Below are 15,788 nucleotides of genomic sequence, written 5' to 3' on the forward strand. Positions count from 1 at the left end.
GGTTCGGGCGCGCTCCACCCTCTTGCGAACGGTGTACGCGACAGCGTACGTTGTTCACGTCACCGAGCGAACGGTGTACGCATCAGTCGGCAGAAGGGGAAAGGGACCGCCATGGAAGCGCTGGACGAGACCACCACGAGCGGCGGGGCGGCTGCGGCACGCGACCCGCGCCGCTGGCTCATCCTGATCGTGCTCTGCCTGAGCACGCTCGTCCTGGTCGTCGACAACATGGTGCTGACCGTGTCGATCCCACCGATCGCCGAGGACATCGGCGCCGGCGCCGAAGCCATCCAGTGGATCATCGAGTCCTACATCCTGGTCTTCGCCGGACTCCTCCTCACCGCGGGCAGCCTCTCCGACCGCTTCGGCCGCCGCCGCGTGATGGTCATCGGGCTCGCGCTCTTCGGGATCGCCTCCCTGCTCGCCGCCTACGCCGACTCCCCGGCCCAGCTCATCGCCGGACGCGTGCTCATGGGCATCGGCGGCGCCCTGGTGATGCCGAGCACCCTCTCGATCCTGATCACCGTCTTCGACGAGGAGGAGCGCCGCAAGGCCATCTCCGCCTGGGGCGCGGTCGCCGTCGTCGGCATGGTCGGCGGTCCGGCGCTCGGCGGCGTGCTCATCGCCCACTTCTGGTGGGGCGCGGTCTTCCTGATGAACGTCCCGATCGCGCTGCTCGCCATCGTCGCCGCGCTGATCCTGATGCCGGAGTCCAAGGGCCCCTGGCGGAGGCCCGACTTCCCCGGCATGCTCCTGTCCGTCACCGGCATGACCGCCCTGATCTGGGCGATCATCGCCTTCCCCAAGGACGGCCTGACCGTGTACGCGGCCGTCGCCGCGGTGGCCCTGACCGCCTTCGTCCTGCACGAGCTGCGCACCGGCTCCCCGATGGTCCCGCTCGGCCTCTTCCGCGACCGGATGTTCAGCGGCTCCAGCTTCTCCCTGGTCCTGCTCACCTTCGCCAACGGCGGCCTGATGCTGGTGCTGACCCAGTACCTCCAGTTCGTCGCCGGCTACAGCCCGACCGAGACCGGCCTCGCCTTCACCCCGCTCGCCGTCGCCACCCTCGTCTTCAACGGCCTCGGCGCCACCCTGGGCAACCGGATCGGCAACCGGATCATGACCGCCGTCGGCCTCGCCGTCATCGCCGCCGGCTTCGGGATCCTGACCACGCTGGAGGCCGGCGACAGCTTCTGGCCGCTGTGCGCCGCCATGACGGTGATGGGCCTCGGCAGCGGCCTGGCGATGCCCGCCGCGACCGCCGCCCTCATGGGGGCCGTCCCCGAGGAGCACGCCGGTGTCGGCTCCGCCCTCAACGACACCGTCCAGCAGGCCGGCGCCGCCCTCGGCGTGGCCGTCCTCGGGGCCCTGCTGAGCGGGGTCTACGGCGGTGACATGCCCGCCTCCGCGCCGGACGCCGCCCGGCACTCGGTGGCCGTCGCCCTCGCCGACCCGGCGCTGGCCGGAGCGGCCCGCTCCGCCTTCACCTCCGCCATGTCGGCCACCTTCGGCGCGGCGGCCCTGGGTGTCCTCGCCGCCGCCGTCCTGGCCCTGGTCCTGATGCGGGACCGGGACCACGGGGCGGGCGCCGCCGGGGCCCCGGCCGGGCGGGAGCCGGAGCCGGCGGGAGCGGGCGCGCGCTGAGCCCCGTAAGACGAACGGCGGAAGCGGTGGGGGAGCCTCCCGGGACGACTCCGGGCGCGTGTACGGGACCGTACGGGGCCGTACGAGGCCCCTCCCACCGCTTCCGCCGTTCCGGGCGCTCCCCGGACACGGCCCGCGATGCGCTTCGCGCCGCCACCGCGAGCTGCTTCCGTACGGGGAATGGATCCCCCACCCCGCCGGAGCCCGCAGCAACGGACGCACGGGGGCTCTCTCTCGGCGGTGACAGCGGCTACCCGCTCCTTCGGCTCCCGGCCCCCGCGCCTTGAGCCGCCGGCCCGGTGAGCACCCCGGCCGCCGCGCAGACGACCACGCACAGGACGACGGGCAGCAGCAGGGCCAGGTCGAGCGGTACGAGGCCGGTCAGCGGGCCGATCACCGCCGGCCCGGCGAGCATCCCGAGGTAACCGAGGCCCGCGACCCGCGAGACGTTGGCCCCTGCGGCGGCCGGGTCGGCGTGGCCCGCCGCGCTGAAGAGCTGAGGTACGCAGCCGGACAGCCCCGCGCCCAGGACGGCCCACCCGGCCAGCGCCACCGGCGCGGCCGGGGCGAGCGCGGCCAGGGCGAGCCCCGCCGCGGCGACGCCGGAGCCGACGCGCAGCACCGCCGCCGGACCGAAGCGCCCCGACACCCGGTCGGTGAAGGTGCGCCCGAGGGTCATGGCGGTCGCGAAGGCCCCGTACGCGAGGGCGGCGGTCCCGGCGGAGGCGCCGAGGACGTCCCGCAGGTGCGGGGTGCTCCAGTCGTTGGCGACGCCCTCGCAGAGCATCAGCAGGAAGGCGAGGCCGGCCAGGGCCCGGATCCGCCCGGGCGAGGCCGCGGACCCGTCGGCGGTGGGCCGCGCGGGCGCCCCGACGGGCTCGGGGCCCGGCTCTGCCGCGGACAGCAGCCGCCGGGCGGTGAGTGCGGTGACGACGAGACTCCCGGCGGCGGTGGCCCCCAGGGTGGCGGCCGGACTCCAGCCCCGGCCGAGCGCGAGGGCCCCGGCCAGCGCGGCGAGTACCCCGCCGACGGAGAACGCGGCATGGAAGGCCGACATGAGGGGCCTGCCGTAGCCGTGCTCCACCTGGACGGCGTGCGCGTTCATGCTCACGTCCAGTGTCCCGTTGCCGAACCCGAGCACCAGCAGGGCCGCGCCCAGCGCGGTCGCGCTGCCGGCGGCTCCGGGCCACAGGACGGCGGCGCCGCACAGGGCCGCGCTCGCGGGCAGCACCGTACGGGCCCCCAGCCGGTCGGTGAGCGGACCCGCCAGGCGCATGCCGAGGAAGGCCCCGGCGCCGAGGAGCAGCAGGAGCCAGCCGAGCCGGGCGTGGTCGATGCCGGTGCGCCGCTCCACGACGGGGATGTGGACGATCCACATGCCCATGACGAAGCCGTTGAGGAGGAAGAAGACGAAGGTGGCCCGCCGGCCGGCCCGCAGGGCGGACATCGTCACGGAGGTCTGCATGTTCCGAACATAACAAACACGTTGGCTGTTCGGAATGTTTGTTCAGAGAGGCGTCGGGGTGTTGAATGGGGCCATGAGTGCAGACCGACTGAGGCAGATCACCGACGCGGTGCGCGAGAGCGGCCGCCGCAGCGTCCTGGAGCTGGCCGAGCTGACCGGCGCCTCCGAGATGACCATCCGGCGCGACCTGGAGACCCTCGCCGAACAAGGCCTCCTGGAGCGCTACCGCGGCGGCGCCCGCAGCCTGCTGATGCGCGGCGAGGAACCCCCCTTCGCCCTGCGCGCCCAGGACGGCGCGGACGCCAAGCGCCGCATCGCCGCCGAGGTCGCCACCCTGATCGCGGACGGCGAATCGGTCGTCCTGGACAGCGGCACCACCTGCCTGGAGGTGGCCCGCGCCCTGCACGGCCGCCGTCTGACCGTCATGCCGCTGTCCCTGCACGCCGCCAACGCCCTCGCCGACGCGCCGCGCCTGACGCTGCTGCTGCCCGGCGGCCGGCCGCGCCGGGGGGAACTGTCCCTGACCGGCCCGCTGACCGAGGCCTCCCTCGCCGCGCTCCGCTTCGACACCGCGGTCATCGGCTGCTGCGGGCTGACCGCCGCCGACGGCCTGACCGCCTACGACCTGGACGACGCCGCCGTCAAGCGCGCCGCCCTCGCCTCGTCCCGCCGGGTGATCGCCGTCGCCGAGGGCGCGAAGCTCAGCCGCACCGCCCTCGCGCACGTCACCCCGGCGGCCCGGCTGCACGCCGTCGTCACCGACCGGGAGGCCCCGGCCGACGCGACCGAAGCACTGGCGGCCGCGGGCGTCACCGTACGGACGGTGTGAGCCCGTGACCGCACCCGATACGGTCCTCTTCGACCTCTTCGGCGTCATCGCCCGCCACCAGTCCCCCGAGGGACGGGCCCGGCTCGTCACCACGGCCGGCGTGCCCGCCCCGGCGTTCTGGGAGGCGTACTGGTCCCACCGGCCGCCCTACGACCGCGGCGAACTCACCGGTCCCGCCTACTGGCAGGCCGTCGCGGCGACCCTCGGCACCCGCTTCGACCCGGACCGGACGGCCGCCCTCGCCGAGGCCGACGTGGCGAGCTGGAGCGCCGTGGACGCGGAGATGGTCGACCTGATCACCACCCTCGCCGCGAGCGGCCGCCGGATCGCCCTGCTGTCGAACATCCCCGAGGAACTGGCCGCGTACTACGAGCGCCACCACCCCTGGCTGGACCTCTTCCCGGTCCGCGCCCTCTCCTGCCGCATCGGCCACACCAAACCCGACCCGGCCGCCTACACCTGGTGCCTGCGCGCCCTGAACCTCGCCCCGGACCGCATCCTCTTCGTGGACGACCGCGAGGAAAACCTCCACACGGCAAGCGCCCTGGGCCTGCACACCCACCTCTTCACCACCCTCCCCACCCTCCGCGGCTCCCTGCCCTGACCCCGTCCGGGCGCCAGGGAACGCAGAAGGCCCCGGCCGGTTTCCCGGTCGGGGCCTTCAAGTGCCCGGTGAGGCACTGGCGGAGGATACGAGATTCGAACTCGTGAGGGGTTGCCCCCAACACGCTTTCCAAATGTTCGTACCCCCGTCCGGTGAGGGACATACTCATCCTGACCTGCGGCGGAGCGCCCATGGTGGCCCTGTCCGGGCGGGCCTGGACAGGGGCGAATGAGACCAGAACTGAGACCAGGCAGCCTGGGTTCGGCGGGATCCGGCTTGCGGGACGGGCTGCCGGCCCAGGCTTGTCCTCAGGTATGGGCCCGCGGACCGCTTTCTTGATCGGCTTGAGTCCGCCGCCTGCGGGCGCCCACGAGCTCCACGCCGTCAGTCGGCGCTCAGAACCGTCGCCACCGTCTGAAACCACGCTCCGTATGAGAACGGTTCGGGCGGGTTGACCTCCATGCCGAGCTCCGCGGCGGCCAGGGCGTAGTCGCCCTCGTCCAGCGGGAGGGCGATCAGCTCGTGGAGCTCGCCGACGAGGCGGGCGACGAGCTGGGGGTCGGTGGTGGCGGCGTAGTCCGCGACCGCCGCCTCGTGGTCGGGGAACTCGTCGACGATGTCCTGCGAGAACCAGCCGCCCAGCAGCTGCGCGGTCTCCGGGAACCGTGCGTGCCACTCCCAGTGCGTCTGCGGGTTCGCCGGCGGCGGCACCTCGCCGTCCTCGATGCTCTGCTTGAGGTGGTCGGCCAGCACGAGGAGCCAGTCGCCGATCGCGGCCTGGGGGATCCCGACGTCGGGGACGGCGTAGAACTCGCCGAGGTCGATCCGCAGGCGCCCCGGGGGGTTGCGGGAGTACTCGCGCAGCTGGCGCTCCGCCTCCGCGATGGCCCAGGGGCGGGTGTGCCAGGTGTGGCGCAGGTAGGCGTCCAGCGCACGGCTGCGCCGCTCCGCCGTGTCGTCGGCGCTCTGGCCGAGGTAGGCGCGCAGGACCTGGTCGAGTTCGCCGTAGCGCCGGTCGTGTTCGAGGGGCTTCATGGACACGGTCGGTCGCCTCTACGGGTAGAACGGGACGGTGGTCAGGACGACGAATCCGTGCGGGTTGGCGGGCTCACGGCGCAGGATGACCCGGGCGGCGCGGACGTCGACGGGTTCCCGCCCGGCGAGCAGCATCGCCTCGAGCTGCACCCGGCCGACGGGCTCCTCCCGGGAGGGCCAGGCGGCCTCGAGGGTGAGGCGGGCCCGCGTCCCCTGGGCGAGCCAGCGGTGGATGACCTGCTCGTTGGCGGTCACCACCTGCTGGGTGGCCCACTGGGCGGTCTCCCGGTCGGGGTAGGTGGCGGATCGGGTCAGCATCGGATCATTGTCTCCATTCGCGTCGAACGGGTCGGCATGGATTCCTCCTCTCGGGGCCTCGGGGCTCAGATGTCGCCGAACGCCCAGAACAGCCCGACCTCGGTCTCGGAGACCACGACCAGGCCGCAGTCCTCCCCGTAGTAGGTCATCGGCGTCCAGCCGATAGATGTGCCCCCGAAGTCCAGTGTGCCGACGTGCCCGACGGAGCTGACGTTGGTGTGGCAGGTGAACGCGTCCCCGTAGCGGGCGAGGAGGGTGCGGGCCATGCCCTGCAGTTCTTCGAAGCTCTCGGTGAACCGTGCGAGGTTCCGCAGGGTGCAGCCGTCCTCGGTGATCGCGAGCAGGAGGTTCTCGGCGCTCGCACGGTCGATCTCGCGCAGCCGTTCCCCGACGTCGGCCGCGGTGAGCGGGCGGGACGGATCGTCCCTGAAGGACGGGCGGCAGAACGGGACGGCGGGGTGTTCCGGGGAGCGCTCGTTCGCCAAGTGGTCGAGCCCGGCCCAGCCGCGCGGATCGGGGACTGCGCGTTCCATGACGGAGAGCACGTCGGTCCGCCAGTCCTCGTGCTCGCGCGGACCGGTGGCGACGAACGCGAACCCGTCCTCGTACAGGTGCTGTACCGCCGCTTCCCACGACGCCTGGTCGATGGACACCTTCGAAGGGCCTTTCTCACTTGCTGGGCATGGACGTCATGACGGTGAACGGAGGATTGCGGCTGCTGTCGTACCTGATCCTCGTGTCGATGCCCGTCACGTCCTCCACCTTGGCCCGCATGCCTCCCTCCTTGAATCCGGACAGCGGATCGAGAGGGTTGGTCGGCTGCTTGCTGACGCTACGACCGCTGGTCTCACCGGGGGGCGCCGTCCCCACGAAGGACTCCACTGCGCCGTCCGCAGGCGGCGGCGGCCCCTTGATCCAGGCCTCGATCTCCGCGGCCTTCTGGTTGAGGTTGTACTGGGTGAGTTCCTGCGCCCGCTGGTAGTTCGGAAAGGCGGAGGAGCCACTCGGCTTCGGCTTGCCGTGCGGCCAGGCGACGGTCGGGTTGGGGTTCGACTGCTGGTCGCGCAGGCGCTGCCTCAGCTGATCGTCCGTCTTGCCCACGTGCTTGTCCAGCGTGTGACCGTCCGCCATCCATTCGTTGGCGCCCAGGTCCAGCACGTATTTGCCGGTGACGGAGTCGATCTTCAGCCAGGTCTGCGAGGTGCTCTTGAAGTCCTCCAGGGACCGGGCGCCGAAGCCGTGGGCGCGGGCGACGCCGGCCTCGAACTTCGGGGCGCTCATGTGCGCTTCGTCCAGGACGTCCTTCAGCGCTTCCATGCGCGTGGTGAGGCCGTCCACGATGCCGGTGTACTTGTCCACGATCCGGTTGAGCTTGGCCTTGTCCAGCTTCAGGACCGTGTTGACGTCGAACTTCAGCAGGAGTCCGGCGGCCCCGCCCAGCCCGCTGGCCACGCTGGTGACCGCGCCGGCGATGGACTTGAGGCTCGGCTTCTCCTTGGCCTTCTCCAGGTCGTCGATGATGCTCATGGCGGCCTGCTTCATGGCCCGCTTGAGCTCTTCGAAGACGTCGTGGTTCAGCTCGACCGCGGCCTCCGAGTATTCGCGCAGGCAGTCGCTGATCTTGATCGCAACGTCGTTCAGGACGCTCATCACCGGCTGACTGCCCGTGGGCGTCCGCGTCCCGGGCGGCGGGGTGGTGTGCGCCCACTGGTAGCCGTGCCGGGTCGGACCGGACCGACCCCAGTCCGTCGCGCCCCACAGCGCACTGCAGAACGTGCGCATGGCGGCTTCCCAGTCGGCCTTCGCGTGGTTGGTGATCGTACCGATGACCATCGTCAGCTCGGCCGCCGTGTTGCTGGGGACGACCGAGGCGTTCATCCAGCTGTGGCAGTGCGAGTTGAGGTAGTGCTGCTGCGGGAAGGGGTGGACGTCCGCCACCTTGCCGACGCGGAACACGTTCTTCGCGACGGGCTGCAGCACGTCCCGGATGATCTCCGGTATGCCCTCCATCGCACCGCGGATCAGGTCGTCTCCGCCGTCGTCGTCACCCCACTTGATGTCGGGGACGCTGGCGAACTTGGGGTCCTTGTCGATGACCGTCGGCAGCGGGCGCTGCTCGGGGGCCTGTCCGGGTTTGGGGTGGGCCGCCGCGTCGGCCTTGGTGTAGGCGTTGGCGGTCTCCGTGAAGCCGACGGCGACACCGCCGATGCTGACCACGCTCTTGCCCAGCACCTCCAGCCAGCGGTTGCCTATCTTCTTGTAGGCCTGCGCGAACTTCTCGGCGCTGGTGCCCGCCCCGCCGGCGTCCGGGTACTTCTGCAGCTCCTGCACGAGCGTGTTCCCGCCGCGCATCATGGGGTCCTGCTGACCGGCGACCCGGCCGGAGACGGTCCACAGGCTCGACGGCTTGACGTCGATGTTGCCGCCCCCGGCGGGCGGCTGCACCGGGGTGGGTCCCGGGGTGGGGCCAGCCATCAGGCGCCACCTCCCCAGCCCTGCAGCACGGACCTGTTCGCCGCGGCGTAGTTGAGGTGCCCCTTGACCACGACCTCGTGGAGCCAGGCCTGCGCGGACTTGAGGTCCTGGGCCGAGCGGTCCCACTTGTCCAGCTCGTCGATGAAGGCCTCCCGGGCCTCGCCGTCCCAGCTCAGAACGGCCTTCTTGGCGCGCTCGTAGAGCACTTCCAGCTTCTCGTTGAGGGCCTTGAGGATCTCCTCCAGGTCTCCCGACAGGCGCTGCAGGGTGGCGAAATCGACAGTTATCCGGTCGTCGTCCGACATGGTGTTGCTGTTCCTCGCTGCTCTCAGATGTCCTGCAGACAGCTGTGCGGGGCCGCGGCCGGCTGGTCCGGCACGGTCAACGCCTCGCCGGAGACGGACACGTCCTCCCGACTCTGTACGCGCTTGAACGCGGCCAGGACCTCCAGCTCCTGGGCCGTGAAGCCGTCACGGGAGGCCCTGGTGGCCTCTTCGAGCAGGGACAGCACCTGCCGGATCCGCACGGCGTCCTCGGCGGCTCCCCGGTGCAGGGCGCGGTACGCCGTGGCCGTGGGCCCCTGCCAGCCCGCCGCGATACTGTCGACCACCCGGTCCATATCGCGGATCTGCCGCTCCAGATGACCCTGCATCTGACCGAGGTCGTCCGCGAGCTTCGTGAGGTTGTGCTCCGAAACATTGAGATCGCCGTCCGTCATGTCCACCCCTCTTCGGCGCCGCTGCACCACATGCGTACGTACGCCTAACAGTTTCGCAGGTCAGCAAGGCGGTCCCATGAGTGCGCGCACTCATGTTCCAGTTCCTCCCACGGAATTGACTGGACCCATGCCCCCGGACACCGCGCCCCCGTGCGTTCTTCGCGCCACTCGTCTCCACCCTGCTGACGCTGCCGCTCGCGGCCCTCGGATTCTTCTTCGTCGGGCCGTCCCCGATGGCCTGAGAAGCGTGCCGGCGCCGGCCCGCTCGATGCCCAGCAGCGTCTTCAGGACGACCCGGTCCCGCTCGCTCCAGCCCTTCTCCGCCGCAGCCTCGATCACCGCCAAATCACCGCTGATCTGGTACGCCGCCACGGGGACGTCCACCACCTGCTCTACCCGGTACAGGGACGAGGTAGGGCCCGGCTGGCTTGGTCATCACTGTGTCGACGCCCTCCTCCACGCCGAGGGCGAGCTCCCGCAGGGACTCCCGCGCGTTCGCCGGGCCTCCTGGTAGGCCTTGCGGTCGCCCTGGAGGGCGGAGGCGATGCCCTGGAAGGGCCCGTAGAAGACCGACGAGCACTCTGTAAATGAGACCAAAACTGAGGCCAGGGCATGCCGAAGAGCCGGACCGCAATCAGCGGTCCGGCTCTTCGTTTCGCCTGTTCAGGCGACTGCGGAGGATACGAGATTCGAACTCGTGAGGGGTTGCCCCCAACACGCTTTCCAAGCGTGCGCCCTAGGCCACTAGGCGAATCCTCCGCCGCAAACAATACAAGACGTTGAGGGGTGCTCGCGAACACGATCCCGATCTTGGGGGCGGCGGGGGATCGGGTGGGGGTCCGGGTCGATTCCGGGGGTCGGGATCCGCTAGGGTGGGGCCCAGCCCCTCACGTGGCGCTATCTCACCCAACTCCCCCAGGGCCGGAAGGCAGCAAGGGTAAGTGGGCTCTGGCGGGTGCGTGGGGGGCGCTTTGCGTTCCGGGGGCGGGTCCGGGGGCGTCGGCGGGCCGCTGTTGTCGGTGGGCCCGGATAACCTCGTAGACGTGTCGTCCCTTGCGCTGTACCGCCGCTATCGCCCCGAGTCGTTCGCCGAGGTCATCGGGCAGGAGCATGTCACTGCACCGCTGATGCAGGCCCTGCGGAACAACCGGGTCAATCACGCGTACCTGTTCAGCGGGCCGCGCGGCTGTGGAAAGACGACCAGCGCACGCATCCTGGCCCGCTGCCTGAACTGTGAGCAGGGGCCCACCCCCGAGCCCTGTGGGGAGTGCCAGTCCTGCCGTGACCTGGCCAGGAACGGGCCGGGTTCCATCGACGTCATCGAGATCGACGCCGCGTCCCACGGTGGCGTGGACGATGCCCGTGACCTGCGGGAAAAGGCCTTCTTCGGGCCCGCTTCGAGCCGGTACAAGATCTACATCATCGACGAGGCGCACATGGTCACCTCGGCGGGCTTCAACGCCCTGCTGAAGGTGGTCGAGGAGCCGCCGGAGCACCTCAAGTTCATCTTCGCGACCACCGAGCCGGAGAAGGTCATCGGGACCATCCGGTCGCGTACGCACCACTATCCGTTCCGGCTCGTGCCGCCCGGCACCCTGCGCGACTACCTCGGCGAGGTCTGCGGGCGCGAGGGCGCGAAGGTCGAGGAGGGCGTGCTGCCGCTCGTCGTGCGCGCCGGGGCCGGGTCCGTCCGTGACTCCATGTCCGTCATGGACCAGCTGCTGGCCGGCGCCGCCGACGACGGTGTGACGTACGCCATGGCGACCTCCCTGCTCGGCTACACCGAGAGTTCGCTGCTCGACTCCGTCATCGACGCGTTCGCCTCCGGGGACGGCGCCGCCGCCTTCGAGATCGTCGACCGGGTGGTGGAGGGCGGCAACGACCCCCGCCGGTTCGTCGCCGACCTACTGGAGCGGCTGCGCGACCTGGTGATCCTTGCCGCCGTGCCCGACGCCGGGGAGAAGGGGCTCATCGACGCCCCGGCCGATGTCGTGGAGCGGATGCAGGCCCAGGCCTCCGTGTTCGGCGCCGCCGAGCTGTCGCGCGCCGCCGACCTGGTCAACGCCGGGCTCACCGAGATGCGCGGCGCCACCTCCCCGCGGCTCCAGCTGGAGCTGATCTGCGCCCGGGTCCTGCTCCCGGCCGCCTTCGACGACGAGCGCTCCTTCCAGGCCCGCCTCGACCGGCTGGAGCGGAGCGGGCCGCCCGCCGGCGCGTTCGCCGCGCCCGCCGCCGCGCCCGCCATGGGGTACGTCCCCGGGCCCGAGGCGCACGGCATGGCTCCGGCCGGGCCGGGCGGCGGGGTCGCCGCCGCGCGTGCCGTCGTACGGGGTCCCGGGCCGGAGGAGGCCCCGGCCCCGGAGGCCGCGCCCGCGGCGGCCGCCGTCCCGGCCCCCGTGGCTCCGGCGCCCCCGGTGTCCCAGCCCCCGGCTCCGGCCGCTCCCCCCGCCCCCGCTCCCGGCTCCTGGCCGGGGGCCGCGCAGCCCGGCAGCGGTGCCCCCGGTGCCTGGCCGGGCGCCGCAGCCGCAGCCCCGGCCGCAGCCTCCCCCCCGACTCCCACCCCGGCCCCCGCCCAGCCCGCCGCCGGCGCCTGGCCCAGCGCCGCCGCCCCCGGCAGCGGGACCCCCGCCCCCCAGGCCCCGGCCGCCGCCCCCGCGCAGGCCGCCCCCCAGCCCGCCTCCGCCCCCGCCGCGCCCTCCCCGGGCATGGCCGCCGGCGCCGGGCAGGTCCAGGCGATGTGGCCCGGGATCCTGGAGGCCGTCAAGAACCGCCGCCGGTTCACCTGGATCCTGCTCAGCCAGAACGCCCAGGTCACCGGCTTCGACGGCACCACCCTCCAGCTCGGCTTCCCCAACCCCGGGGCCCGCGACAACTTCGCGAGCAGCGGCAGCGAGGACGTCCTCAAGGCAGTGCTGGCCGAACAGTTCCAGGTCAACTGGAAGATCGACGCCGTGGTGGGCGGAGGCGGTGGCGGTCCGGCCCCCGCCCCGCCGTCCCCGTACGGCGCCTCGCCCGCGCCCGCCTACAGCCCGCCGCAGCCCTCCGCGCAGCAGCAACCCCCGCAGCAGCAGTACCAGCCGTCGCAGCAGCCTCCCCAGAATCCCCAGAACCCGCAGAACCCCCAGCAGCACCAGGCACACCAGCCCTCGCCCCAGCAGCCCCCCGCCCAGCAGGCGCCCCCGCCCGTCGCCCCCGAGGACGACGTACCGGAGGCGGACGATCCCGACCTCGTCGAGAGCGCGCTGACCGGACACGACCTCATCGTGCGCGAGCTCGGAGCCACCGTTGTGGAGGAATACACGAACGAGTAGCGGCCCGTCCTTGGGTGGCCGCACGAAACGCGCCACGCCGTCCGGGCTACCCTGGGCGGCGTGAAGGTCCTCGTCATCGGCGGCGGCGCCCGCGAACACGCCCTGTGCCGCTCTCTGTCCCTCGACCCCGACGTCTCCGCGCTGTACTGCGCCCCCGGCAACGCCGGCATCGCCGAGGTGGCGGAGCTGCACCCGGTCGACGCCCTCAACGGCACCGCCGTGGCCCGGCTGGCCGCCGAGCTCGGCGCCGAGCTGGTCGTCGTCGGCCCCGAGGCGCCCCTGGTCGCCGGGGTAGCCGACAGCGTCCGCGCGGCCGGCATCCCCTGCTTCGGCCCCACGGCCGCGGCCGCCCAGCTGGAGGGCTCCAAGGCCTTCGCGAAGGACGTGATGGCCGCGGCCGGCGTCCCGACCGCGCGCAGCTACGTGTGCACCACCCCCGAGGAGGTCGACGAAGCCCTCGACGCCTTCGGCGCGCCCTACGTCGTCAAGGACGACGGCCTCGCGGCCGGCAAGGGCGTCGTGGTCACCGAGGACCGGGCCGCGGCCCGCGCCCACGCGCTGGCCTGCGACCGGGTCGTCATCGAGGAGTACCTCGACGGCCCCGAGGTCTCCCTCTTCGCCATCACCGACGGCGTCACCGTCCTGCCCCTCCAGCCCGCGCAGGACTTCAAGCGCGCGCTGGACGGCGACGCGGGCCCCAACACGGGCGGCATGGGCGCCTACTCCCCGCTCCCCTGGGCCGACCCGAAGCTGGTGGACGAGGTCATGGAGCTGGTGCTCCAGCCGACCGTCGACGAGCTGCGCCGCCGCGGCACCCCCTTCTCCGGCCTGCTCTACGCCGGGCTCGCGATCACCTCCCGCGGCACCCGGGTCATCGAGTTCAACGCCCGCTTCGGCGACCCCGAGACCCAGGTGGTCCTCGCCCGGCTGCGCACCCCGCTCGCGAGCGTCCTGCTGAACGCCGCCCGCGGCACCCTCGCCGCCGAGCCGTCGCTGAGCTGGCACGACGACGCCGCCGTGACGGTGGTCATCGCCTCCCACAACTACCCGGAGACGCCCCGTACCGGGGACCCGATCGAGGGCCTGGCCGAGGTGGCCGCGCAGGACGCGCCCGACGCGTACGTGCTGCACGCCGGGACCCGGCGCGAGGGGGACGCGGTCGTCAGCGCGGGCGGTCGGGTGCTGTCGGTGACGGCGACCGGTTCCGATCTGGCACAGGCGCGGGAGAAGGCGTATAAGGCGGTCGCGCGGATCCGCCTCGACGGCGCGCAGCACCGTACGGACATCGCGGCCAAGGCGGCCGAAGGCCGCTGACCGGCCGGAACGAGACGGGACGGGCCCGGTGCGCGGGGGACGCGCACCGGGCCCGCGCGCGTGTTCGCGTACATCCGCGTGCGAGTGCATCCGGCCGCGTTCGAACGCACCCAGCTTTACCCAAAGCCATTCCATCGGGTGATCGTCACCCGGACCGCCTGACGTCCGCTCCCGCCCCAACTAGGGTGCGGCGGAAGCATTCCGGCACATGGCCCACCGGCATTGCGATGTCAGTGGCGGGTGTCACAGTGGGGGAGTGAGCAAGCCGCCGCAGGGCAGAGGGGGTGAGGTCCGGCCGTGTCCGGGACAGGTTCGATCGCAGAAGTGAGCCCGCCGTCCGCGCGTTCGCGGGCCCTCGCCGTGCTGCGGGTCCGCAGCAGGGCGCTGGCCGCCGTACTGCTGCCCGCCGCCTTCGCGGTGGTGCTGGTGGCCGCCCGGATGACGGGCCGGCTGGCCGGGGATCCCTGGCCGGCGGTGACCCTCGCCGTGTGCGCGCTCGCCGTGCTGGTGCTGCTCGCGGGCGGGGTCTTCGGCGCCGTCGTCCTGCGGGCCGGCCCCGCCGTGACGCCGACGGTGGCGCTGCCCGAGGCGGCCGCCCCCGACCTCTACCGCCTCGTGCGGGACCTCGCCGACCGGATGGACGTCCCGGCGCCCTCCGCGATAGCCCTCACCCCCGACTGCGACAGCTGGCTGGAGGACCGGGCGCATCCGGCCCACCGCCGGGCCGCCATATCCACCGGCCCCGAAACCGAGCCCGGCGCCGCCCCGGTGCTGGTGATCGGCTCGCCGTTCCTGTGGTGGATGCGCGTCGCGGAGCTACGGGCCGTCCTCGCGCCGGTCGTCGCCGGTACGGGCCCCTCCGCGCACCCGGACATAGCCGACGCGCGCGGCTTCGTCCGCGGGCTCGACGCCGCCGTGGACGTGGGGAGCCGGCCCGGTCTGGGCTGGATCGCCCCGCCCGCCCGGCTGCTGCTGAGGCTGTGCCGGACCGACGCCGCCGAGATGGAGCGCGGGGTGGCCGCGGCCGCCTCGGACCGTGCCCAGGACGTGGACTACGGGCTGCGCATCCTCGCCCAGGAGCAGGTCGGCCTCGCCTACGCGGGCTGGGACCGGCTGCTGACCCGGGTCGCGCTGCCCGCCTGGCGGATGGGCCGCTGGCCCGCGCACCTCGACGCCGGGGTGGTCTCCGCGCTGACCGAGCTGTCCCGCCGGGACCGGCTCGCGGAGGAGTTCACCTCGCGGCTCGGCGAGCGCCCCGCCTGCGATCTGCTGGAGCGGCCCGGCCTGATCGACGAGGCCGCCTCGCTGCTGGCGGCCCGGCTGTTCCACGGGGGTCCGGCCGAGACCGGCCCCGAGTGGTCCCCGGTCGACTGGGCGGCGTACCCGGAGGAGGTCGTGGACCGCAAGTGGCGCACGGAGGCGGCCCGCCTCCACGCGGCACTGGACGGCCTCACCGTCGTCCCGGCCGGGGCCGGCGCCGAAACGGCTCCCCGCCCCGCCCCCTCCGCCCCGGACGGCTTCGGCGAGCCGACGCTGGAGCGGGTGCTCACGTACCTCACCGGTCCCGGCGGGGACGGCTCCGCCGGCGAAGCCCTCGCCGGGCGGCTCAGCGGGGACCTGGCCCGCGAGGACCTCGCCCGCGAAAAGCGCGCGGCGGACTCCCGCCCCGGTTCCGGCGGGGCCCGCGGCGCGCAGACGCTCCCGCTGTTCCCGCTCCAGCCCCCGCGCAGCAGCCGGGACCTGCTGGCCGACCACCTCACGGCCCTGGTCTGCTGCGCGGCCGTGGACTCGGCCGGCGCGGCCCCCGGCCTGGACTGGCTCGACGGCCCGGTCCTGCTGCTCGGCGGCGAGCGTCGCGCCGACCTGGCGCCCCGGGTGCTCTGCCTTGTCGAGGAGGGGGATCCGGAGCCGCTGCGCGACTGGCTCGCGGAGGTCGGCGTACGCCCGGAGAAGCCCGTCCGCCTCGTCTGAAAGCGGCGGCCCGCGTTCCGCTCCCGCCAATTCGCGACGAAGGGTGACGGACCGCGTGCGTGATGTGATGTGCTGGGACCGGTCGCGGCGGGGCTGTCCGAAAG

13 protein-coding genes, 1 tRNA gene, 1 other RNA gene and 1 pseudogene are annotated in these 15,788 nt (G+C 73.0%); 7 read left to right on the top strand and 9 right to left on the bottom strand.

Going from position 1 to position 15,788, the window contains the following annotated elements; genetic code table 11:
* Positions 1-111 precede the first annotated feature (111 nt).
* Positions 112-1,644 (top strand): MFS transporter, encoded by a 1,533-nt coding sequence (locus ACZ6ZT_RS20525; RefSeq protein ID WP_469720954.1) that lies wholly within the window; start codon positions 112-114, stop codon positions 1,642-1,644.
* A 250-nt stretch (positions 1,645-1,894) separates the two neighbouring features.
* On the opposite strand, the gene ACZ6ZT_RS20530 is transcribed toward ACZ6ZT_RS20525, so the two are convergent.
* The gene (locus ACZ6ZT_RS20530; protein WP_469720955.1) at positions 1,895-3,109 is read right to left on the bottom strand and encodes an MFS transporter; all 1,215 of its coding nucleotides are present in this window, start codon (positions 3,107-3,109) and stop codon (positions 1,895-1,897) included.
* Between the two features lie 73 nt (positions 3,110-3,182).
* Between ACZ6ZT_RS20530 and ACZ6ZT_RS20535 the strand changes: the two genes are divergently transcribed.
* The gene (locus tag ACZ6ZT_RS20535) at positions 3,183-3,938 is read left to right on the top strand and encodes a DeoR/GlpR family DNA-binding transcription regulator (RefSeq protein WP_469720956.1); all 756 of its coding nucleotides are present in this window, start codon (positions 3,183-3,185) and stop codon (positions 3,936-3,938) included.
* 4 nt (positions 3,939-3,942) lie between these two features.
* Entirely contained in the window at positions 3,943-4,542 is a 600-nt protein-coding gene (locus ACZ6ZT_RS20540; protein ID WP_469720957.1) for an HAD family hydrolase, read from the top strand.
* Between the two features lie 384 nt (positions 4,543-4,926).
* On the opposite strand, the gene ACZ6ZT_RS20545 is transcribed toward ACZ6ZT_RS20540, so the two are convergent.
* The 8 genes and pseudogenes from ACZ6ZT_RS20545 to ACZ6ZT_RS20580 all read right to left on the bottom strand — a co-directional run bounded on the left by ACZ6ZT_RS20545 (position 4,927) and on the right by ACZ6ZT_RS20580 (position 9,847).
* Positions 4,927-5,583, bottom strand: coding sequence for a contact-dependent growth inhibition system immunity protein (locus ACZ6ZT_RS20545; protein ID WP_469720959.1), 657 nt, complete (start codon positions 5,581-5,583; stop codon positions 4,927-4,929).
* A 12-nt stretch (positions 5,584-5,595) separates the two neighbouring features.
* Entirely contained in the window at positions 5,596-5,895 is a 300-nt protein-coding gene (locus ACZ6ZT_RS20550) for an RNase A-like domain-containing protein (RefSeq protein ID WP_469720961.1), read from the bottom strand.
* Positions 5,896-5,960: 65 nt separating this feature from the next.
* Positions 5,961-6,548 carry a hypothetical protein gene (locus ACZ6ZT_RS20555; RefSeq protein ID WP_469720962.1) on the bottom strand — a complete coding sequence of 196 codons (588 nt, stop codon included), beginning with the start codon at positions 6,546-6,548 and terminating at the stop codon, positions 5,961-5,963.
* Between the two features lie 16 nt (positions 6,549-6,564).
* A complete protein-coding gene (locus ACZ6ZT_RS20560) occupies positions 6,565-8,370 on the bottom strand; it encodes an RNase A-like domain-containing protein (protein ID WP_469720963.1) in 1,806 nt (601 codons plus the stop codon).
* Positions 8,370-8,675, bottom strand: coding sequence for a WXG100 family type VII secretion target (locus tag ACZ6ZT_RS20565; RefSeq protein WP_469720964.1), 306 nt, complete (start codon positions 8,673-8,675; stop codon positions 8,370-8,372). The genes ACZ6ZT_RS20560 and ACZ6ZT_RS20565 overlap by 1 nt, the downstream gene beginning before the upstream one ends.
* A 23-nt stretch (positions 8,676-8,698) precedes the next feature.
* Positions 8,699-9,088, bottom strand: a complete 390-nt coding sequence (locus ACZ6ZT_RS20570) for a WXG100 family type VII secretion target (RefSeq protein ID WP_469720965.1) — start codon at positions 9,086-9,088, stop codon at positions 8,699-8,701.
* A 240-nt stretch (positions 9,089-9,328) separates the two neighbouring features.
* Positions 9,329-9,691 (bottom strand): annotated as a pseudogene (locus ACZ6ZT_RS20575) (porphobilinogen synthase); the annotation flags it as partial.
* Positions 9,692-9,762: 71 nt separating this feature from the next.
* Positions 9,763-9,847 (bottom strand) — tRNA-Ser (locus tag ACZ6ZT_RS20580).
* 119 nt (positions 9,848-9,966) lie between these two features.
* On the opposite strand from ACZ6ZT_RS20580, the gene ffs reads away from it, so the two are divergent.
* The 4 genes from ffs to ACZ6ZT_RS20600 all read left to right on the top strand — a co-directional run bounded on the left by ffs (position 9,967) and on the right by ACZ6ZT_RS20600 (position 15,684).
* An RNA gene (gene ffs, locus ACZ6ZT_RS20585) (signal recognition particle sRNA small type) lies at positions 9,967-10,065 on the top strand.
* Positions 10,066-10,131: 66 nt separating this feature from the next.
* Positions 10,132-12,399, top strand: a complete 2,268-nt coding sequence (locus tag ACZ6ZT_RS20590; RefSeq protein ID WP_469720967.1) for a DNA polymerase III subunit gamma and tau — start codon at positions 10,132-10,134, stop codon at positions 12,397-12,399.
* Positions 12,400-12,459: 60 nt separating this feature from the next.
* On the top strand, positions 12,460-13,713 hold the full coding sequence (purD, locus tag ACZ6ZT_RS20595; RefSeq protein WP_469720969.1) for a phosphoribosylamine--glycine ligase: 1,254 nt from the start codon (positions 12,460-12,462) through the stop codon (positions 13,711-13,713).
* A 297-nt stretch (positions 13,714-14,010) separates the two neighbouring features.
* Positions 14,011-15,684, top strand: a complete 1,674-nt coding sequence (locus ACZ6ZT_RS20600) for a hypothetical protein (RefSeq protein WP_469720970.1) — start codon at positions 14,011-14,013, stop codon at positions 15,682-15,684.
* Positions 15,685-15,788 lie beyond the last annotated feature (104 nt).

It is taken from the genome of Streptomyces sp. NPDC102258 (assembly GCF_055584685.1).